This is a genomic window from Arthrobacter sp. UYNi723 (genome assembly GCF_054057635.1).
In genome coordinates this window covers 79,896-99,732 of record NZ_JBSRZM010000017.1, presented here as the reverse complement: position 1 = coordinate 99,732, position 19,837 = coordinate 79,896, and the positions used below count along the sequence as shown (strand labels likewise).

Here is a 19,837-nt window from a genome sequence, read left to right as displayed (position 1 = left end):
CAGGTCGAAGCGCTGGTGGAGGCCCACCCTCTTCACGACGTCCTGACCTCCATGCCGGCGGTCGGGGTCAGGACGGAAGCGCGCATCCTCACCGAAGTTGCGGGCAAGGAATTCAAGTCCGCCGGACACCTCGCCTCCTACGCCGGACTGGCCCCAGTGACCTGGCGGTCGGGAACCTCGATCCGCGGCGACCACCCGTCCAAGAAGGGCAACAAGAGCCTCAAACGGGCCTTCTTCCTCTCCTCATTCGCCGCGTTGAAGGACCCGCTGTCACGGGCGTACTACGACCGCAAACGCGCCGAAGGCAAACGCCATAACCAGGCCCTCATCGCCCTCGCACGGCGCCGCTGCGACGTCCTCTTCGCAATGCTCCGCGACGGCACACTCTACGAAGCACCCGGACCCAAGAGCGCCTGAACGGAGCGGCCTGTCAGCTGGCGGCGACACCGCTGGCCACTCGCCCCTGCCCATAAACAAGTCACACCATTTGCGAAAGAAAACCCGGTCCAACGCTTGACAAAAAACATAGGGACACCCCCCGGGGATACAGGCCACTGCGGGAGCGTCACGCCGAAACGCACAGGAAGTGAGAGAGCGTCCGCCGGAAACCCGCAGAAACTGCGAGAGCGTCACCTGGGGAGTGTGAACATTCCCACGACGGCGGTCTGGAGACGGATCCATGTCATCTGTTGGTGGGGTCTCGCCTAGAATTGACTGAGATGTACGGACTTCGAAGCGCTTGATTTCGGGTTGCGTAGGATAACGAAACACGGAACGAGCGGCTGCGATTGCGCCAGTGGTCGGCTCATAACAGGAGGAATCCCCATGGCTGAGCACAACGGCGGCAACCGCGGCGGCAACGACCGCGGTCCTTTCCGCGGCAACAACAATTCTGGCGGCGACCCGCGCGGATTCCGTTCCCGCGAAGACCGTAACCCAGAGGCTCCGAAGCGCGCGCCTGGTTCCGGCGAACGTAAGCCTTTTGGTGATCGTCCGCGTCGTGAAGGTGATGGCGAGCGTCGGACCTTAGGTGGTGGAGAGCGAAAGCCTTTCAGTGGCGGCGGGGACCGGAAACCGTTCACAGGCGGCGGCGAACGCAAACCCTATGGTGACCGCGACAACAAGCCTTATGGTGACCGTCCGCGTCGTGAAGGTGATGGCGAGCGTCGGACCTTCGGTGGTGGAGAGCGAAAGCCTTTCAGTGGCGGCGGGGACCGGAAACCGTTCACGGGTGGCGGCCGTGGTGAGCGGAAGCCTTACGGTGACCGTGACAACAAGCCTTTTGGTGACCGTCCGCGTCGCGAAGGTGATGGCGAGCGTCGTAGCATCGGCGGCGGGGACCGGAAACCGTTCACCGGCGGCGGCGGCGGTGAACGCAAGCCTTACGGTGACCGTGACAACAAGCCTTATGGTGACCGTCCGCGCCGCGAAGGTGATGGCGAGCGTCGTAGCTTTGGCGGCGGAGAGCGGAAGCCCTTTAGCGGCGGTGGCGAACGCAAGCCTTACGGTGACCGTGACAACAAGCCCTTCGGTGACCGTCCGCGCCGCGAAGGTGACGGTGAGCGTCGTGGGTTCTCCGGCGGCGACAACCGCAAGCCGTTCGGTGAGCGCCAGGACCGTGCCCCTCGCAGCTTCGACCGTGGTGATTCCGGCCCCCGCCAGTTTGGCAGGGACCGTGCGGAAGACCGCCCGGTCCGTGTACCCAACGCGCGTGATCTTCGCAGCGCCAACCGCCCGGACCGCGAACGTTCCCCGGAAATCGATGAGGATGTCACGGGCAAGGAGCTTGACCGCGCTACGCAGCACCAGATCAAGACCCTGGAAGACAAGAGCGCCGAGTGGGTTGCCCGCCACCTGGTAATGGCCGGACGCCTGATCGACGAAGAGCCCGAGCTGGCTTTCCAGCATGCCCTCGCCGCGAGCCGGCGTGGTGGCCGGCTGGCTGCCGTCCGGGAAGCCGTCGGACTCACTGCTTACGCGGCAGGACACTACGGCGAAGCGCTGCGCGAATTCCGGACCTACCGCCGCATCAGCGGTTCAAACGTCCACCTTCCCGTGATGGCAGACTGCGAACGCGGACTGGGCCGGCCTGACCGTGCCCTTGACGTGGTGCGGTCCGAGGAAGCCAAAGACCTGGACGCCCCCGGCAAAGTTGAGCTGGCCATCGTTGCTGCCGGGGCCCGGACTGACCTCGGGCAGCTGGACGCCGCCGTGGCTGAACTTGAAATAGCCCAGCTGGACATGAACCGGGCGTTCTCCTACAGCCCGCGGCTGTTCCGGGCGTACGCAAACGCCCTGTCGGCCGTTGGTCGCGAAGATGAGGCGGCAAAATGGCAGAAGCAGGCAGTTGTGGCTGAAAATGCCCTGGGCCTCGGCGTCGATGAGGAACCCGACATCGTGGACCTCGGCTGGGACGAGGAAGAGGAAGCCCGCGAGGAAGCTCAGCGCCGGCGTCTGCTGGAGCGCGCTGCCGCAGGCCCCGAAGCCCCTGCTTCCACGCCTGCTGCCCGGACCGAAGCAGCCGCGGACAAGACTGCCGTTGAGGCCGCCGCCGTGGATGCAGACATCGACGACGTGGAATCGGATTTCTTCGAGTCCGATGACGCCGAGTCTGACGAGGATTCCCTCGAAGCAGACGAGCTGGAAGCCGGCGACGCCGAGCCCGGTGAAGCCGAGCGTGATGAGGAAGAGCACAGCGAAGCAGACGACAGCAACAACGCCGTCGATGGCCACTCTGAAGGACGGGACAGCTAGCCCGCCATGACTGAAGTTCCACTGATTTCCCTGTTCGACGCCCTTTTGGCGGACCTGGACGGCGTGGTCTACGCCGGGCAGCACGCCATCCCAGGCGCCGTGGACTCGCTGCAGCAACTGGAGGGTTTGGGCATTGGCCTGGGGTATGTCACCAACAATGCCTCTCGCACCCCGGCGCAGGTGGCGGCGCATCTCCGTGAACTGGGTGCACCGGCAGACGACGACCAGGTGGTCAGTTCCTCGCAAGCCGCGGCCGAACTCCTGGCATCACTCGTCGCCCCCGGAGCCCGGGTGCTGATCACCGGCAGCCCCGCTCTGGCGCAGGAAATCGAACTGGTGGGACTGACGCCTGTCCACAGCCAGGACGAGGATCCGGTGGCCGTGGTCCAGGGATTCAATCCCGGGATCGGCTGGAAAGATCTTGCCGAGGCGGCGTACGTCGTGTCGGCCGGAGCACTGTGGATCGCAACCAACACCGATATGTCCATTCCGCAGGCACGCGGCATAGCCCCGGGCAACGGCACCCTGGTGGCAGCTGTAGCCGCCGCCACCGGACAGACGCCGCGGGTTGCCGGCAAGCCGGAGGCCCCGCTCTTCCACGCCGCCGCCAAACGGCTCGCGGCTGACCGCCCGCTGGTGGTGGGCGACCGTCTGGACACCGACATCCTCGGCGGCAACAACGCCGGGTTTGCCACGGTGGCAGTGCTGACCGGCGTCGACACCACAGCTACCATCCTGGCCGCACGCACTGCGGAACGCCCGGATTACATTATCAATTCCCTCAGCGACCTCCACCGCCCCTACCCGGCGCTGGACCACACTGACGGAACGCACCGCTGCGGGGCCTCCACCGCGCGGGTCAGCGGTGACACTATCCACGTCAGCGGCAGCGAGAGCGACCTGGATTCCTGGCGGGCCGCCTGCGCCGCCTGGTGGACTGCGGTCCCTGACGCCACACTGCCCACCGAACCTAAACTCGAGTGGCGCAATCATTAGACTGGTCCAATGACTGAGCTGAACGAACCGCACCATCCGGAACCAGCCCAGCCAACGCCGGAATGGCCGGACACAGCGGCGCCGGCATCCACCGATCCATCCATTGCGGCGATAACGGCCGCGCTGGACGGCGTCGAACGGTTGCCCGTGTCTGAGCATGAGGCTGTTTACAGCGACGTCCACGATGCCCTGTTGCACGCGTTGAACGAAGAGGCCCCAAACGGCGAAGGAGAAGCTTGAGCATGGCACGACTTGACCAGGCGCTCGTCGCCCGCGGCCTGGCCAGGTCCCGGACCCACGCTGCTTCGTTGATTGCCGAGGGCAAGGTGAGCTCAGCCGGGCAGGTCCTGTCCAAGGCGTCCCTCCAGGTCGACGACGGCAAGGACCTGTCGGTCGAACACACGGAAGAGGACAGCTACGTCAGCCGGGCCGGGCACAAACTGGCGGGCGCTCTGGACGTATTCCCGGAGGTCACTGTTGCGGGCAAGAGGTGCCTGGACGCCGGCGCCTCCACCGGCGGCTTCACCGAGGTGCTCCTGCGGCGCGGTGCGGCACACGTGGTGGCGGTCGACGTCGGCCATGACCAGCTGGTCCCGCAGCTCCGCGCCGATGACCGCGTAGCCGTGCATGAAGGCATGAACGTGCGGTACATGGCGCCGGAGGACATCGGTGGCCAGGCCGAACTTACGGTGGCCGACCTGTCCTTCATCTCGCTGACCCTGGTGGTCCTGCCCCTGGCGCTGTGCACGCAGCCGGGCGGCGACCTGGTGCTCATGGTGAAGCCCCAGTTCGAGATCGGCAAGGACCGGCTGGGCCGCACCGGCGTGGTCACCTCCGAGCGCGAACGCCGGATGGCAGTGGAAAAAGTTGCCAATGCAGCGCTCGACGCCGGACTGGACTTATGCGGCTTGGCGGCCAGTCCGCTGCCGGGCCAGGACGGAAACGTCGAATACTTCCTGTGGATAAAGCGCAGGATGACCCAAGAACTGCCTAAGATCGAAGAGCGCCTCGCAGCCATTGACGGATTGCTTGGCCGAATCTGGCCGAACCACTAGAAAGCGGAACCCGATGAGCAGGCGAGTACTTGTCCTTGCCCACACTGGCCGCGAGGAGTCACTGAAGGCCGCCTGGGAAGCCTGCGCCCAACTGCATGACTCCGGCATTGTTCCCGTCATGCAGGAGTCTGAGCTGCGTGACATGGAAAGATTCTTCGGGCAGCTCACGCAGCCGGTGGAGATCCTGCATGACCACGTACAGCTGCCGGACGTCGAGCTGGTGATGGTCCTGGGCGGTGACGGCACCATCCTGCGGGCCGCGGAGCTGGTGCGGGAGGTGGACGTACCCCTGCTGGGCGTCAACCTTGGCCACGTCGGCTTCCTGGCCGAGAGCGAGCGGGCGGACCTGGCCCAAACGGTGGAATGGATTGCTCGCCGCGACTACACGGTTGAAGAGCGCATGACCATCGACGTCCAGGTCTGGGTCCGCGGCCAGAAGATCTGGCACACCTGGGCGCTGAACGAGGCCGCGATCGAAAAAGGCAACCGCGAACGCATGATCGAGGTGGTGACCGAAGTGGACGAGCGCCCGCTGACCTCCTTCGGCTGCGACGGCGTGGTGGTGGCCACCCCCACAGGCTCCACCGCGTACGCGTTTTCCGCCGGCGGGCCCGTCGTCTGGCCGGAGGTCGAGGCCCTGGTAATAGTTCCCATCAGCGCCCACGCGCTCTTTGCCAAACCCCTGGTGGTATCGCCCCGGTCCCGGCTGGCCGTGGAAGTCCTCACCCGCACCGGTGCCCAGGGGGTGCTCTGGTGCGATGGCCGGCGCTCCGTGGACCTGCCGCCCGGCGCTCGGGTTGAAGTGACCAAGTCCGCCACCCCGGTGCGGCTGGCCAGGACGCACCAGACGCCCTTTTCAGCGCGTTTGGTCCGCAAATTTGAACTCCCCATCCACGGCTGGCGCGGCCCCGTGCCGCAGTCGGAGACCATCCACACCGGACCCATCCCGATCGTCCGGACGCCGGGGCCCAGGCCGCCGCTCCAGCTTGCCTCCGGCGACCAGCCGGAGGACGATACCGATCCCGCGACCGCAAAGTGAACCATGCTTGAAGAACTGAGAATCCGCGATCTGGGCGTCATCACCGACGCCACGCTGCCGCTGGGCCCCGGGCTGAGCGTCGTTACCGGCGAAACCGGAGCCGGCAAAACGATGGTCGTCACCGCCGTCGGCCTCCTGCTGGGGGCGAGGTCCGACGCCGGCGCGGTCCGGAGCGGCGCGAAGAGCGCCACGGCGGAGGCCGTCCTCAAGCTCTACGCCGGGCATCCGGCGATTGCCCGGGCAGTTGAAGCGGGTGCCGACGTGGAGGAGTTCGACGGCGGCGCTGAGCTTATTCTTGCGCGTCGCCTCGGTGCGGACGGGCGCAGCCGGGCCTTCCTGGGCGGGCGGGCCGCCCCGGTGGGCGTTCTCGCGGAGATCGGTGAAACCCTCGTGGTGGTCCACGGCCAGTCGGACCAGATCAGGCTGAAGGGGGCGGCCGCCCAGCGCGGCGCCCTGGACAAATTTGCCGGCGATGCGCTGGCGGGCCCGATGGCCTCCTACCAGGCGCTCTACAGCCATTGGAAGGCCAGCCAGGCGGAGCTGGAAACCCTGCGCAGCGCCGCCCGCGACAGGCTCCGCGAGGCCGAGTCGCTGGAAGTCGCCCTGGCCGAAATCAGCAACGTGGATCCGCAGCCGGGGGAGGACGAATCCCTCAAGGCGGAGGCTGTGAAACTGGCCAACGTGGAAGAGCTCAGGATTGCGGCGAACACGGCGCACCAGGCGCTCATCGCGGAGGACTACGGTGACGCGGGCGACGCCACCACCCTCGTGGACGTCGCAAAAAGGACCCTGGAGCACGTGGCCGAGCACGACGCCGAGCTCGGGTCCGCCGCAGCACGGTTGGCCGAAGTGGGCTTCCTGCTTAACGACATCGCCACGGAGCTGGCCAGCTACCAGGCCGGCCTGGACTCGGAGGGCCCGGAACGGCTCGCCGAGATCGAGGACCGGCGGGCCGCCCTAGCCACCTTGGTCCGCAAGTACGCCCCCAGCATTGACGAAGTCCTGGTGTGGGCGGAAAACGCCCGGGTCCGCTTCGACGAGCTGCAGGACGACTCCACCAGGATCGAAGCCCTGGACGCGGACGTGGTCCGGACCGAAGCGGAACTGCAGACGCAGGCAGCCGCCGTCAGCAAAATCCGGGCCAAGGCTGCCAAGGACCTGTCCGGCCGGGTGAGCGCGGAGCTGAAGGCACTCGCCATGGCGGACGCCACCCTGGTGATCACCCGTGAGGCGGCCGCTCAGTTGACACCGCATGGAGCGGACGAGATCACGTTCCTGCTCCAGCCGCACTCCGGAGCCCCGGCCCGTCCGCTGGGCAAGGGCGCCTCCGGCGGCGAACTGTCACGCGTGATGCTGGCCATCGAGGTGGTGCTGGCCGCGGTGGATCCGGTGCCTACGTTTGTGTTCGATGAGGTGGACGCCGGGGTCGGCGGGCGGGCCGCCGTCGAAATTGGCCGCCGGCTGGCCATGCTGGCACAGCATGTGCAGGTCCTGGTGGTCACGCACCTGCCGCAGGTGGCAGCCTTCGCGGACCAGCACATCACCGTCACCAAGACATCCGTCAGAGGGGCCGACGGCGGCACCGCCACCGGGTTCACGTCCAGTGATGTTCGCCTCCTCGACGGTCCTGAGCGCGTGCGGGAACTCGCCCGGATGCTGGCCGGCCAGGAGGATTCAGAATCGGCCCGGGCGCACGCCCAGGAGCTGCTGGACGACGCAAAACTGCTGCCGCAGCGGGCCTGACGGCGGACACCCCTTGATCGCAGGGCGCCTCGCCATGCACACTGGATCATTTGGGGAGACAGTTCCTGATCGGGGAAAGGCTCAATTGATGATAGGCTCGAATTCCGTGGTGCAGCGATCAAATTCCCGTGTAAATTCCCGGTTCCCGGGCTCGTCCAAGACGACCAAACACATCTTCGTAACCGGTGGTGTGGCGTCCTCGCTCGGTAAGGGACTGACGGCCTCGAGCCTCGGTCACCTCCTGCGGGCACGCGGCCTGTCTGTAACTATGCAGAAGCTCGATCCCTATCTGAACGTGGATCCGGGCACGATGAACCCCTTCCAGCACGGCGAAGTCTTCGTCACCGACGACGGCGCCGAGACGGATCTGGACATCGGACACTACGAGCGGTTCCTCGACGAAAACCTCGAGGGCTCAGCCAACGTGACCACCGGCCAGATCTACTCCACCGTGATCGCCAAGGAACGCCGCGGCGAATACCTCGGTGACACCGTCCAGGTCATCCCGCACATCACCGATGAGATCAAGCGGCGCATGCGGCTTCCGTCCGAGGGCAAAAACGCGCCGGACGTCATCATCACCGAAATCGGCGGCACCGTGGGCGACATCGAGTCGCAGCCCTTCCTCGAGTCGGCCCGCCAGGTCCGCCAGGACATCGGCCGCGGCAACGTCTTCTTCGTCCACGTCTCCCTGGTGCCCTACATCGGACCCTCGCAGGAACTGAAGACTAAACCGACCCAGCACTCCGTGGCAGCCCTGCGCTCCATCGGTATCCAGCCCGAGGCAATCGTGGTCCGTTCGGACCGCGAAGTCCCGGAACCCATGCGCGCCAAGATCGGCCGCATGTGCGACGTCGATATCGAAGCCGTCATCGGGTGCCCGGATGCCCCCAGCATCTACGACATCCCCAAGACCCTGCACACGCAGGGACTGGATTCCTACATCGTCCGCGCCCTGGACCTGCCGTTCAAGGACGTTGACTGGACCAGCTGGGACAAGCTGCTCGAAGCAGTCCACAACCCCAAGCACCACGTGGAAATCGCACTGGTGGGCAAGTACATCGACCTGCCTGACGCCTACCTGTCCGTGACCGAGGCTCTGCGTGCCGGCGGCTTCGCCAACGACACCAAGGTCAAGATCCGCTGGGTTCCCTCGGATGAATGCGAAACCCATGAAGGCGCCGTGGCGTCCCTGGACGGCGTGGACGCCATCTGTGTTCCCGGTGGCTTCGGCATCCGCGGCCTCGAAGGCAAGCTGGGCGCCCTGAAGTACGCCCGCGAAACCAAGCTGCCAGTACTGGGCCTGTGCCTGGGCCTGCAGTGCATGGTGATCGAATATGCGCGCAACGTGGTGGGCCTCGAAGGAGCTTCCTCGTCCGAGTTCGAACCGGATTCGAAATACCCGGTGATTGCCACCATGGAAGAGCAGCTGGATATCGTGGACGGCAAGGGCGATCTTGGCGGCACCATGCGTCTTGGCCTGTACGAGGCAAAGCTCGACGACGGCTCGGTCATTGCAGAGACCTACGGCAAGACCACTGTCAGCGAACGCCACCGGCACCGCTACGAGGTCAACAACAAGTACCGGGACCAGATCGCTGCCGAGGGCCTCGTGTTCTCCGGAACGTCACCGGACGGCAAGCTCGTGGAATTCGTTGAGCTGCCCCGAGAGGTCCACCCGTTCTATGTGGCAACCCAGGCGCACCCCGAACTGAGCTCACGGCCCACGCGGCCGCACCCGCTCTTCGCCGGGCTCATCAAGGCCGCCCTGGACCACCAGAACGCGCAGGACGCGCCGGCAGCCAAGCCGTTGCGTACGGTTGCCGCAAAATAAAACCGAATAAGTAGAGGACGGCGCGATGCCCGGCACACCTGACCCCCCCCAAGCTGCACGGCAGGTTTCGGATGCACCGAGCCCGCGCCGTCTTCTGTCTACGGAGAAGGTCTATGAGGGCCGGATCTGGGATGTAGTCAGCGACAGCTTCCAGCTGAGCGAAACGGGGGAGTCCCTGACCCGGGACTACATCGACCACCCTGGCGCCGTGGCCGTCCTGCCCATGAACGATGCCGGCGAGGTTCTGCTGATCAGGCAGTACCGGCACCCCGTGGGCATGGACCTTTGGGAAATCCCAGCCGGCCTGCTGGATGTGGAAGGCGAGGATTTTGTGGCGGGTGCTGCCCGCGAACTTGCCGAGGAGGCGGACCTCGCGGCCGGCGAATGGAACGTCCTGGTGGACTTCTTCAACTCGCCGGGCTCCTCCAGCGAGGCCATCCGCATCTACCTCGCCCGGGACCTCACCGACGTGCCTCACCACGAACGCCATGAGCGGACCGATGAGGAGGCCGAGATTGAGTTCCACTGGATCGCTTTGGACGACGCCGTGGCCGCGGTCCTGGAAGGCAGGCTGCACAATCCGTCCGCCGTCGTCGGAATCCTGGCTGCCGCCGCGGCGAAAGCTGACGGCTTTGCGGGATTGCGTCCCGCGGATGCACCCTGGCCTGCGCACCCCAGCCAGCGTTGATGACGGCGAGCACTGAGGCGGAAGCCCCGACGCCGCCCGTCCGGCCACAGACGGCCATCGACCGTGCCATCACCGAGTATCTGCAACATATGGGCGTGGAACGCGGCCTGGCAGCCAACACACTCTCCGCCTACCGCCGTGACCTGGCGCGCTACTCCCGTTACGTGACGGCGGAGGGCTGCCAGGGCCCGGGCCAGGTCACCCGCCACCACGTGACGGGGTTCCTGATGGCCCTCAACGACGGATCCGACGGCGGCACGGCCCTGGGCGTCCGGTCTGCTGCCAGGACTGTGGTGGCCGTCCGGGGACTGCACAAGTTCTGGGCTCTGGAGGGGATCACAACGACGGACCCCGCCAGCGACGTCCACCCGCCCATGCCGGGCAAACGGCTGCCGAAGGCCATCAGCGTGGACGAAGTCACCCGGATCCTTGAAGCCGCGGGCACGGACACCGCCACAGGGCTCAGGGACCGCGCCCTGCTCGAATTTCTCTATTCCACCGGGGCGAGGATCAGCGAGGCCGTGGGCCTGGACGTTGACGACATCGACCTGCACGAGGCCGAAGCCGGGCCCGCCGTGGTCCGCCTGTTCGGCAAGGGATCCAAGGAACGGCTGGTGCCGCTGGGATCCTATGGGGCGCGGGCTGTGGACGCGTACCTGGTGCGCGGCCGTCCACTGCTGGCGGCGAAGGGCAAGGGAACGCCCGCCCTGTTCCTGAACGCCCGCGGCGGCAGGATCAGCCGGCAAAGCGCCTGGACCATCCTGAAGGCGGCCGCGGACAAAGCCAACGTCACCAAGGATGTTTCCCCGCACACACTGCGGCACTCCTTCGCGACGCATCTGCTCGAAGGCGGCGCCGATGTCCGCGTGGTGCAGGAACTCCTGGGGCACGCCTCAGTTACCACAACGCAGGTCTACACCCTGGTTACGGCTGACACACTGAGGGAAATTTACGCAGCAGCCCACCCCCGGGCGCTGGGCTGACGCCGGCGGCCACGCTATAGGGTTGGGGGCATGACGTTTACCCCTGTCACGCTGTGCTTTCTCACCCGTGAGTCCGCCGGTGTGCCACAGGTCCTGCTTGGCCTGAAGAAGACCGGCTTCGGCCGCGGCAAGGTGGTGGGCCTCGGCGGCCATGTTGAGCCGGGGGAGACGGACGCAGAGGCTGCCTGCCGCGAAGTCCACGAGGAAGCCGGGATTGTGGTCCGGCAGGAGGATCTGCGCGACGCCGGCGTGGTGACCTTCGATTTTCCTGCCCGCCCGGAGTGGAACATGAGTTCGCGGCTCTTTGTCGCAGCCAATTGGACCGGGCAGCCGGCCGAAAGTGCCGAGATCCGGCCGGAATGGTTCGACGTCGGCGCCTTGCCGGTGGACCGGATGTGGCAGGACGCCGCGCACTGGCTGCCGCTCGCGCTTGCGGGGTCTTTCTTGCGCCTGACAGTGGTCCTGAACGATGACAACGAGACCGTCCGCGAAGTGCTGGACTGATCACGCCCCACCTCTGCGTTGGCGTAACGGCCGACGGCGGGCCGGCCACCTTCAAAGGTGACCGGCCCGCCGTCGTGCGTTCAGAGGTTTGGGAGCCGGTGGGGAGGACTAGGGAACGTGCCGTTCGTCCGGTCCGTTGTACTCGCTCAGCGGGCGGATCAGGGAGTTGCTGGCTGCCTGTTCCATGATGTGGGCGGTCCACCCGGTGATGCGGCTGGCCACAAACAGGGGAGTGAACGTGGCAGTGTCGAAGCCCATCAGGTGGTAGGTGGGGCCGGCCGGGTAGTCGAGGTTCGGTTTAATGGCCTTGGCCTCGTCCATGGCCTGCTCGAGGCCGTTGTACAGCCCCAGCAGTTCAGGGCGGCCGTAGTGGGCGATCATCTTGTCCAGCGCGGCCTTCATGGTGGGGACGCGGGAGTCCCCGTGCTTGTAGACGCGGTGGCCGAAGCCCATGACCTTTTTCTTCTGGGCCAGCGCATCCTCCATCCAGGCCCTGGCGCGGGCGGCCGCTTCGTCCAGTGATTCCTCGGGCCGGATGCCGATCTCGTCGAAGGTGTGCATCACGGCTTCGTTGGCGCCGCCATGCAGCGGGCCCTTGAGTGCGCCGATCGCGCCCGTTACTGCCGAGTGCAGGTCGGACAGGCTGGACGTGATCACGCGGGCGGTGAAGGTGGAGGCGTTGAAGGAGTGCTCGGCGTACAGGATCATCGAGACGTTGAAGGCCTCCACGACCTCCGGGACCTGGTCTTCGCCGAACGCCATCCACAGGAAGTTTTCCGAGTAGCCCAGGTCATCCCGGGGCTCCACGACTTCCTGGCCGCGCCGGCGCCGCTGGTCGTAGGCGACCACCGCGGGCATGGCGGCGAAGAGATCCACTGCCTTGGCCATGTTGGCCTCGGGCGAGGAGTCCTCGGCCAGAGGGTGGCGGGCGCCCATGACGGATGCTGCGGTCCGGCAGACATCCATCGGGTGGGCGGTAGTGGGAATTGTGTCGACGATCTTCTTCACCACAGGATCAAGGGCGCGGCCGGCGCGCTCGCGGGCAGAGAACGCGGACAGCTCTTCAGGGGTGGGCAGTTCGCCGTTCCACAAGAGGAAGGCCACTTCCTCGAAGCTGCATCTGGCGGCGAGCTCCTGGACGGGATAGCCGCGGTACAGCAGCGAATTGGTGTCCGGGTTGACCTTCGAAACCGCGGTGTAGTCCACCACGACGCCGGCCAGGCCCTTCTTGATATCAACAGCTTCCATGCTGTCCTCCTTCGTTCATTGGGCAAGCCCGGATGTGCCGGAATGCTTGCAGTCTCCTTGGTGGCTCTCGGGTCCTAGCGGACGCCGGGAATTTGGAAGTTGAAAACGCCGGTATCGAAGTGGTTGTAGGCCTCATAGTCCACAAGGTCATAAAGCCGCGCACGGGTGAGCATGTTCTCCACCTGTGCTTCCTGCGACCCTGTTGCCTTGATCGATTCCAGAGTACGCTCTGCTGCGCCCATGGCAATGCGCAGCAGCGTGACCGGATAAATGACCATGTTGACGCCGACCCCCTGCAGCTGGTCCACGGTGAACAGATCGCTCTTGCCGAACTCGGTCATGTTGGCCAGGATGGGCACGTCCACGGCGCCACGGATGGCTTGGAACTCACTGAGGTCCTTCATGGCTTCCGGGAAGATGGCGTCCGCACCGGCATCCACGAGGGCCCGTGCCCGGTCCTTGGCCGCTTCGATCCCTTCAACGGCGCGGATGTCGGTGCGGGCCATGATGAGGAAGTTCGGATCGCGGCGGGCATCAGCCGCGGCGCGGATGCGCTTGGTGGCCGTGTCCAGGTCCACCACGTTCTTGCCGTCCAGGTGCCCGCAGCGCTTGGGGTTGAACTGGTCTTCGATGTGACAGCCGGCCAGTCCGGCGTTCTCCAGCTCCTGGATGCTGCGGGCCACGTTCATGGGCTCGCCGAAGCCGGTGTCCGCGTCCACCAGCGTGGGCAGGTCGGTCATGCGGGCGATCTGCCCGGCACGCGTGGCCACCTCGGTGAGGGTGGTCAGCCCAATGTCCGGCAGGCCAAGGTCATTGGCCAGCACGGCTCCGGAGACGTAAACACCGGCGAAGCCTTTTTCCTCGATCAGCCGCGCCGAGAGCGGGTTGAAGGCGCCCGGGAACTGTTGGATGGTGCCGGACGCGAGCATGTCGCGCAGCGCGATCCGCTTCTGTTCCGGGGTGGTCTTGGAATACAGCATCTGATGCTCCTGTGCAGGGTGGGTGAGCAGAGCTTAGAAGAGGCCGGCGGGTGCGTTGCTGAGGTCGATGACACCCGGAGCGGCGGTGATGTTCAGCTGGTCCAGTTCGCCCGGGCCCAGGTCCGGGAGGCTTTCGGCGGCCGCGAGGAAACGCTCGATTTCCGCCTCGGCGACCAGGCCTGCTGCCAGGCTGCGGAATTTGTTGATGTACTGCTGGCGGGCGAACGGCCGGGCGCCGAGCGGGTGGGCGTCGGCGACAGCGATCTGGTCGCTGATGACCGTGCCGTCAGCCAGGGTGATTTCCACGGAACCGCCGAAGGCCTTCTCGGCGATGTCCAGCGAGTGGTAGCGGCGGGTCCATTCGGGGTCTTCGACGGTGCTGACCTTGTTCCACAGCTCCACGGTGTCGGCGCGGCCGGCACGCTCAGGACTGTAGGAGTCAACGTGGTGCCAGGAGCCGTCCTGGAGTGCCACGGTGAAAATGTACGGGATGGAATGGTCCAGGGTTTCGCGGCTGGCCGTGGGGCTGTATTTCTGCGGGTCGTTGGCGCCGGAACCGATCACGTAGTGCGTGTGGTGGCTGGTCTTGATCAGGACTGACGCCACGTTGGCCGGGTCCGTTGCCTCGGGGTGCTCAGTGTGGAGCTTGCGGGCGAGGTCGATCCAGGCCTGGGCCTGGTATTCGGCGGAGTGTTCCTTGGTGTACGTGTCCATGATGGCGCGCTTGGCTTCGCCGGCCTCGGGGAGGGGGACCTCGTAGGAGGCGTCCGGGCCGTCCAGCATCCAGGCGATCACGCCGTCTTCGCCTTCGTAGATCGGCACGGGGGAGGTCTGGCCGCGCATGGAGCGGTCCACGGCTTCCACCGCCATCTTGCCCGCGAACGCGGGGGCGTGGGCCTTCCAGGTGGAGATCTCACCCTTGCGGGACTGCCGGGTGGCGGTGGTGGTGTGCAGCGCCTGGCCGACGGACTGGAAGATCGTCTCGACGTCCAGGCCCAGGAGTGTGCCGATACCGGCGGCGGCGGACGGGCCGAGATGCGCCACGTGGTCGATCTTGTGCTTGTGCAGGCAGATGGCCTTGACCAGGTTGACCTGGATCTCATAGCCGGTGGCGATGCCGCGGATCAGGTCCTTGCCGCTGGAGCCCACGTGCTGGCCGACGGCCAGGATCGGTGGAATGTTGTCGCCGGGGTGGGAGTAGTCAGCCGCCAGGAACGTGTCGTGGTAGTCGAGCTCGCGGACGGCCACGCCGTTGGCCCAGGCTGCCCATTCGGGGGAGACGCGGTCCGTGATCCCGAAGACGCCGGCGCCCTTGCCGTTGGTGGTCGGTGCGTGGGTCAGCGCCTGGGCGCGGGCAGCCACGATCGGGCCGCGGTTCAGGGAGGCGATGGCAACGGAGGCGTTGTCGATGACGCGGTTGATGACCATCTCGGTGACCTCGGGCGTGACCTCGACGGCGTCGGCGGCGACGATGGCGATCTTGTGCGCCAGCTGGTCTTCACGGGCGAGGTTCTCTTCGCTCTTGTAGACGCGGACGTGGTTGAGCTTAACCATGGTGCTCCTTCTTAGTGCTGTGGGTGGGTAGCTTTGACGTGGGAAAGGCTGCGGTGCAGGTGCAGGGTGGTGGCTGCCTCGGCGAGCCTGGCGTTGCCTGCGGCGATGGCCTCCGCGATGGCCGCGTGTTCGACGGCGGCCGCGTTCAGTCGCGGGGCGTCATCGGCGGCGAGGCGGCGGACCCGGACCAGATGGACACGCAGGCTGCGCATCGCCTGGGCGAGGTAGGAGTTGGAGATGGCGGCGTCGATCGCCTCATCCAACCGGCCCACCAGGGCGTAGTACTCATGCCGGGCGGGATCGGCGTCGCTGATCAGCTCCTGCGCCCGCAGGAGATCCGCGTGGAGTTTCTCAAAGACCGCGCGCTCGCCGCGTTCGGCAGCGAGTGCGGCTGCCTTGCCCTCCAGGGTTTCGCGGAGCTCGAACATCTCGTCGATGTCCTCCAGTGAGATGTCGGTGACGACGACGCCGCGGCCTCCTGCCGCCGTCGTCAGCCCTTCAGCGCTGAGCCGGCTCAGCGCCTCCCGGACCGGAGTGCGTGAGACGCCCAGGCGCTCCGACTGCTCCACTTCGGCGAGGACCGTTCCGGGCGTCAGACGCCATTCGATAATGTCTTCGCGAAGCGTTGCATATGCTTTGTCGCTGGCCCGCATGGTCCCTCCCGTCAATCTGCTCATGAGCACCAGTGTATACACAGATTCCCGAATGGCCCAGTATAAGCCGGTACTTTAGCGAAATATCCGCATCCATGTATACACAAACCTTGTTTGCGGCGTGTTGCCCGCATAGCATGGTGGCAACACAGCGACGTGAACGGGAGCCCATGATGGTCAGCGGAAATTACCGGGAAGCATATTCGCGCAGCATCGAACAGAAGGATGCCTTCTGGCTCGAGGCAGCAGGCGGCGTGACTTGGTCCAGGACTCCGGAAACCGCGCTTGATGGATCGGCCGCCCCGCTGTTCCAATGGTTTCCCGATGGCATGCTCAACACGAGCTACAACGCACTGGACCGCCACGTTGAGGCCGGCCGCGGGGACCAGGATGCCCTCATCTACGATTCCGCGATGCTGGGAATCAAACGCACGTACAGTTACGCCGAACTGACGGACCTCGTGGCGCGGTTCGCGGGTGTGCTGCGCTCGCAGGGGGTCCGCAAAGGGGACAGGGTGGTCATCTACATGCCCATGATTCCCGAGGCCGCCATCGCGATGCTGGCGACGGCCCGGCTCGGGGCCGTGCATTCGGTGGTCTTCGGCGGGTTCGCGCCCAAGGAACTCGCCGCCCGCATCAAGGATGCCGGTCCGGCCGCGATCGTCACGGCGTCCGGCGGGATAGAGCCCTCGCGCCGGGTCGAGTATCTCCCGGCGGTCGCCGAAGCGCTTGAACTCGCAGGCGCAGGGCAGACGCCCGTCATTGTCAAGGGCCGGGAAGGTTTTGTGCATGCGGCCTCCGAGTATCCGGACTGGCTGGACTGGGACCGGTGCATGGACGCTGCCGCCCCGGCGGCTGCCGTGGAGGTCGCAGCAACCGACCCCCTCTACATCCTCTACACCTCGGGCACCACTGGCACGCCCAAGGGCGTCGTGCGGGACAACGGCGGCCATGCTGTCGCGCTCAGCTGGACCATGGCAAACATCTACGACGTCGGTCCGGGTGACGTGATGTGGACCGCGTCCGACGTCGGCTGGGTGGTGGGGCATTCCTATATTGTTTATGGCCCGCTGCTGGCCGGTGCCACCACGGTCCTCTACGAGGGCAAGCCCGTGGGGACCCCTGACGCGGGAGCGTTCTGGCGCGTGGTGCAGGACCACAAGGTCAGCGTCCTGTTCACCGCGCCCACGGCCCTGCGCGCGATCCGCAAGGCCGACCCCCATGCTGCGGAACTGGCCAACTACGACATCTCCACGCTGCGAACGCTGTTTGCCGCCGGCGAGCGGCTGGACACGGACACCTACCGCTGGGCGGGTGAGGTCCTGGGTGTTCCGGTGGTGGACCACTGGTGGCAGACCGAAACGGGCTGGGCCATCTGCGCCAACCCGCGCGGGCTGGAGGACCTTCCCTTCAAGCCCGGGTCACCTACCGTGCCCATGCCCGGCTTCGAACTGAAGATTGTGGACGGCTCCGGGGCGGCGGTGCCGCCGGGGGAGGAGGGCAACATTGTCCTGCAGCTTCCCTTGCCTCCCGGTACTCTGACCACCCTGTGGCAGAACGACGACCGTTATGTGTCCTCGTACTTGGCGGCCTTTGAAGGCAGCTACGCCACAGGCGACAGCGGCTACCGGGACACCGACGGCTACGTCTTTGTGATGGGCCGGACTGACGACGTCATCAACGTTGCCGGCCACCGGCTGTCCACCGGTGCGATTGAGCAGGTCATCGCCAGCCACCCGGCCGTCGCTGAATGTGCCGTGATCGGCGTGGCGGATCCCCTCAAGGGTCAGCGCGCCAGCGGCTACGTCGTGCTCAAAGCAGGCGTCACCGCCGGGGAGGATCAGCTGGTCCGCGAGCTGATCGCCCTTGTCAGGAAGGACATCGGGCCGGTGGCCGACTTCAAGCACGCCACGGTGGTCGAAGCACTCCCCAAGACCAGGTCAGGGAAGATCCTGCGCAAGACCATGCGCCAGATAGCCGACGGCGACGAGTACGTTGTGCCCTCAACGATTGAGGATCCCGAGGTGATCGGGCAGTTGCTGGGCGTGCTCCGGCCGGACGGCGCCGTTTAGTACCCCCGGACGCACAGAAGTCTTGACTGTGACCTGACCCGCGGTTACCGTATCCGCGGCACCAGTTCCCGTCCACACCACTCCTCACCCGAAACGCCCTCTCCGCCACACGGAGGTCTGCATTATGTTCCACCACCACGATCCCGGCGCGCATGACGAGCGCGGGCATCCGCATCTGATTGACCCTGAGCCGTGGGGCACCGGGGACCCCGCGGTCGAGGAGATCGTGAGGGGGAGCCAGCCACTCTGGTCCGGGTGCCTGCGGGCGTGAGCCCCCGGCTCTACAACGAGGACCTGGCGCCCACCACGCGCCAGGGGCGCACCTGGCACGCCTACAGCATCTTCACGCTCTGGGCGAACGACGTGCACTCGCTGGGCAATTACGTGTTTGCCATCGGATTGTTCGCCCTGGGATTGGGCGCCTGGCAGATCATGCTCGCCTTCCTGCTCGGCGCCGTCCTGCTGTTCCTTCTCCTGAACCTTTCGGGCTTCATGGGCGAGCGGACCGGCGTACCGTTCCCGGTCATGAGCAGGATCGCGTTCGGCATCAGGGGCTCCAATATCCCCGCCATCATCCGCGGCGCCGTGGCCGTCGCCTGGTTCGGCATCCAGACCTATCTGGCCTCGGTGGTGCTCCGGGTGCTGATCCTAGCCCTCGCGCCGTCGCTGGCACCGCTCGATACAGACTCGTTCCTCGGGCTCTCGACCCTGGGCTGGATCTCGTTCGTTTCGTTGTGGGCGGTGCAGACGGTGATCGTGAGCTTCGGCATGGAGATGATCCGCAAGTACGAGGCGTTCGCTGGCCCCATCATCCTGGTCACCATGCTCACGCTGGCCGTCTGGATGTTGGTGGAAGCCGGCGGGACCATCGCCTGGTCCACCGCTGACTCACTGACAGGCCCGGTGATGTGGGTGCGGATTTTCCAGTCGGCCGCGCTGTGGGTGGTCGTTTACGGGACGTTCGTACTGAACTTCTGCGACTTCACCCGGGGCGCGCCTTCCAGGCGGTCGGTGGTGCGGGGCAACTTCTTCGGCATCCCCATCAACATGCTCTTCTTCGCCGCCATCGTCGTTGTCCTCGCCGGCGCCCAGTACAAGATCGACGGCACGGTTATCCAGTCGCCCACCGACGTCGTCAACGCCATCCCGAACACGCTCCTGCTGGTGCTGGCCTGTCTGGCCCTGATCATCCTGACGGTGGCCGTGAACCTCATGGCCAACTTCGTGGCACCCATATACACGCTGGCCCACCTTTTCCCGCGGACGCTGAACTTCCGGCGCGCAGCCATTATCTCCGCGGTGATCGGCCTGGTGATCCTGCCCTGGAACCTGTACAACTCGCCCGTGGTTATCGTCTACTTCCTCGGCGGGCTGGGCGCCCTCCTGGGACCACTGTTCGGCGTCATCATGGCCGACTACTGGCTGGTCCGTAAGGGCAGGGTCAACATTCCGGATTTGTACTCGGACTCCCCCGACGGGGCGTATGCCTACACCCGTGGCGTCAACCGGAAGGCCGTCATCGCGGGCACACCGGCTGCCATCGTAGCGATGGTACTGGCCCTCGTCCCGGCGTTCACCTATATCTCCGGCTTCTCCTGGTTCGTCGGCGCGATCCTGGCCGCCGTCACCTACCTGCTGATCATGGACCGCCACCCGCCGTTCGAGGCCGTCGACGGCGAGCACATCGCCGTCGCACCGAAGCACTGACCGGCCCCACAAGGGCAAGAGCCCCCA

The 19,837-nt window shown here is 66.0% G+C and carries 17 protein-coding genes and 1 pseudogene; 13 read left to right on the top strand and 5 right to left on the bottom strand.

What is annotated here, in order from left to right:
• The coding region (locus ACVWY0_RS14180) for a transposase (protein WP_485837244.1) at positions 1-417 on the top strand (417 nt) is incomplete at its 5' end.
• A gap of 609 nt (positions 418-1,026) precedes the next feature.
• Here ACVWY0_RS14180 and ACVWY0_RS14175 read toward each other — a convergent pair.
• Positions 1,027-1,908 carry a hypothetical protein gene (locus ACVWY0_RS14175; protein ID WP_485837243.1) on the bottom strand — a complete coding sequence of 294 codons (882 nt, stop codon included), beginning with the start codon at positions 1,906-1,908 and terminating at the stop codon, positions 1,027-1,029.
• Between ACVWY0_RS14175 and ACVWY0_RS14170 the strand changes: the two genes are divergently transcribed.
• The 10 genes from ACVWY0_RS14170 (at position 1,861) to ACVWY0_RS14125 (ending at position 11,596) form a co-directional block, all read left to right on the top strand.
• On the top strand, positions 1,861-2,754 hold the full coding sequence (locus tag ACVWY0_RS14170) for a hypothetical protein (RefSeq protein ID WP_485837242.1): 894 nt from the start codon (positions 1,861-1,863) through the stop codon (positions 2,752-2,754). The two genes, ACVWY0_RS14175 and ACVWY0_RS14170, sit on opposite strands and share 48 nt — an antisense overlap.
• A 6-nt stretch (positions 2,755-2,760) precedes the next feature.
• The gene (locus ACVWY0_RS14165) at positions 2,761-3,750 is read left to right on the top strand and encodes an HAD-IIA family hydrolase (RefSeq protein ID WP_485837241.1); all 990 of its coding nucleotides are present in this window, start codon (positions 2,761-2,763) and stop codon (positions 3,748-3,750) included.
• Positions 3,751-3,759: 9 nt separating this feature from the next.
• A complete protein-coding gene (locus ACVWY0_RS14160; RefSeq protein ID WP_485837240.1) occupies positions 3,760-3,990 on the top strand; it encodes a hypothetical protein in 231 nt (76 codons plus the stop codon).
• Between the two features lie 2 nt (positions 3,991-3,992).
• Positions 3,993-4,805, top strand: coding sequence for a TlyA family RNA methyltransferase (locus ACVWY0_RS14155; RefSeq protein WP_252609107.1), 813 nt, complete (start codon positions 3,993-3,995; stop codon positions 4,803-4,805).
• 13 nt (positions 4,806-4,818) lie between these two features.
• Positions 4,819-5,844, top strand: a complete 1,026-nt coding sequence (locus tag ACVWY0_RS14150; RefSeq protein ID WP_485837239.1) for an NAD kinase — start codon at positions 4,819-4,821, stop codon at positions 5,842-5,844.
• 3 nt (positions 5,845-5,847) lie between these two features.
• Positions 5,848-7,587 (top strand): DNA repair protein RecN, encoded by a 1,740-nt coding sequence (gene recN, locus ACVWY0_RS14145; RefSeq protein WP_485837238.1) that lies wholly within the window; start codon positions 5,848-5,850, stop codon positions 7,585-7,587.
• An 88-nt stretch (positions 7,588-7,675) separates the two neighbouring features.
• Entirely contained in the window at positions 7,676-9,421 is a 1,746-nt protein-coding gene (gene pyrG, locus ACVWY0_RS14140; RefSeq protein WP_485837237.1) for a CTP synthase, read from the top strand.
• 25 nt (positions 9,422-9,446) lie between these two features.
• The gene (locus ACVWY0_RS14135; RefSeq protein ID WP_485837236.1) at positions 9,447-10,109 is read left to right on the top strand and encodes an NUDIX domain-containing protein; all 663 of its coding nucleotides are present in this window, start codon (positions 9,447-9,449) and stop codon (positions 10,107-10,109) included.
• Positions 10,109-11,092 (top strand): site-specific tyrosine recombinase XerD, encoded by a 984-nt coding sequence (xerD, locus tag ACVWY0_RS14130; RefSeq protein WP_485837235.1) that lies wholly within the window; start codon positions 10,109-10,111, stop codon positions 11,090-11,092. The genes ACVWY0_RS14135 and xerD overlap by 1 nt, the downstream gene beginning before the upstream one ends.
• A gap of 30 nt (positions 11,093-11,122) precedes the next feature.
• Positions 11,123-11,596 carry an 8-oxo-dGTP diphosphatase gene (locus ACVWY0_RS14125; RefSeq protein ID WP_058929421.1) on the top strand — a complete coding sequence of 158 codons (474 nt, stop codon included), beginning with the start codon at positions 11,123-11,125 and terminating at the stop codon, positions 11,594-11,596.
• A 108-nt stretch (positions 11,597-11,704) separates the two neighbouring features.
• On the opposite strand, the gene ACVWY0_RS14120 is transcribed toward ACVWY0_RS14125, so the two are convergent.
• The 4 genes and pseudogenes from ACVWY0_RS14120 to ACVWY0_RS14105 all read right to left on the bottom strand — a co-directional run bounded on the left by ACVWY0_RS14120 (position 11,705) and on the right by ACVWY0_RS14105 (position 16,031).
• Positions 11,705-12,844 carry a bifunctional 2-methylcitrate synthase/citrate synthase gene (locus ACVWY0_RS14120; protein WP_058929420.1) on the bottom strand — a complete coding sequence of 380 codons (1,140 nt, stop codon included), beginning with the start codon at positions 12,842-12,844 and terminating at the stop codon, positions 11,705-11,707.
• 74 nt (positions 12,845-12,918) lie between these two features.
• Complete coding sequence (prpB, locus tag ACVWY0_RS14115; protein ID WP_485837234.1) at positions 12,919-13,824, bottom strand: methylisocitrate lyase; 906 nt, start codon at positions 13,822-13,824, stop codon at positions 12,919-12,921.
• Positions 13,825-13,857: 33 nt separating this feature from the next.
• The gene (locus tag ACVWY0_RS14110) at positions 13,858-15,378 is read right to left on the bottom strand and encodes an MmgE/PrpD family protein (RefSeq protein WP_485837233.1); all 1,521 of its coding nucleotides are present in this window, start codon (positions 15,376-15,378) and stop codon (positions 13,858-13,860) included.
• Positions 15,371-16,031, bottom strand: a pseudogene (locus tag ACVWY0_RS14105) (GntR family transcriptional regulator). The gene ACVWY0_RS14110 and the pseudogene ACVWY0_RS14105 overlap by 8 nt, the downstream one beginning before the upstream one ends.
• Before the next feature lie 173 nt (positions 16,032-16,204).
• Between ACVWY0_RS14105 and ACVWY0_RS14100 the strand changes: the two are divergent.
• Positions 16,205-18,103, top strand: coding sequence for an acetate--CoA ligase (locus tag ACVWY0_RS14100; RefSeq protein WP_485837248.1), 1,899 nt, complete (start codon positions 16,205-16,207; stop codon positions 18,101-18,103).
• A gap of 267 nt (positions 18,104-18,370) precedes the next feature.
• Complete coding sequence (locus tag ACVWY0_RS14095) at positions 18,371-19,810, top strand: NCS1 family nucleobase:cation symporter-1 (RefSeq protein WP_485837232.1); 1,440 nt, start codon at positions 18,371-18,373, stop codon at positions 19,808-19,810.
• Positions 19,811-19,837 lie beyond the last annotated feature (27 nt).

Excerpts from the sequence above, each read along its gene's own strand:
- ACVWY0_RS14170 (WP_485837242.1), top strand. The coding sequence starts at position 1,861 with ATGGCCGGACGCCTGATCGACGAAGAGCCCGAGCTGGCTTTCCAGCAT.
- ACVWY0_RS14175 (WP_485837243.1), bottom strand. The coding sequence starts at position 1,908 with ATGCTGGAAAGCCAGCTCGGGCTCTTCGTCGATCAGGCGTCCGGCCAT.
- ACVWY0_RS14165 (WP_485837241.1), top strand. The coding sequence starts at position 2,761 with ATGACTGAAGTTCCACTGATTTCCCTGTTCGACGCCCTTTTGGCGGAC.
- ACVWY0_RS14160 (WP_485837240.1), top strand. The coding sequence starts at position 3,760 with ATGACTGAGCTGAACGAACCGCACCATCCGGAACCAGCCCAGCCAACG.
- ACVWY0_RS14155 (WP_252609107.1), top strand. The coding sequence starts at position 3,993 with ATGGCACGACTTGACCAGGCGCTCGTCGCCCGCGGCCTGGCCAGGTCC.
- ACVWY0_RS14150 (WP_485837239.1), top strand. The coding sequence starts at position 4,819 with ATGAGCAGGCGAGTACTTGTCCTTGCCCACACTGGCCGCGAGGAGTCA.
- recN (WP_485837238.1), top strand. The coding sequence starts at position 5,848 with ATGCTTGAAGAACTGAGAATCCGCGATCTGGGCGTCATCACCGACGCC.
- pyrG (WP_485837237.1), top strand. The coding sequence starts at position 7,676 with ATGATAGGCTCGAATTCCGTGGTGCAGCGATCAAATTCCCGTGTAAAT.
- ACVWY0_RS14135 (WP_485837236.1), top strand. The coding sequence starts at position 9,447 with ATGCCCGGCACACCTGACCCCCCCCAAGCTGCACGGCAGGTTTCGGAT.
- xerD (WP_485837235.1), top strand. The coding sequence starts at position 10,109 with ATGACGGCGAGCACTGAGGCGGAAGCCCCGACGCCGCCCGTCCGGCCA.
- ACVWY0_RS14125 (WP_058929421.1), top strand. The coding sequence starts at position 11,123 with ATGACGTTTACCCCTGTCACGCTGTGCTTTCTCACCCGTGAGTCCGCC.
- ACVWY0_RS14120 (WP_058929420.1), bottom strand. The coding sequence starts at position 12,844 with ATGGAAGCTGTTGATATCAAGAAGGGCCTGGCCGGCGTCGTGGTGGAC.
- prpB (WP_485837234.1), bottom strand. The coding sequence starts at position 13,824 with ATGCTGTATTCCAAGACCACCCCGGAACAGAAGCGGATCGCGCTGCGC.
- ACVWY0_RS14110 (WP_485837233.1), bottom strand. The coding sequence starts at position 15,378 with ATGGTTAAGCTCAACCACGTCCGCGTCTACAAGAGCGAAGAGAACCTC.
- ACVWY0_RS14100 (WP_485837248.1), top strand. The coding sequence starts at position 16,205 with ATGGTCAGCGGAAATTACCGGGAAGCATATTCGCGCAGCATCGAACAG.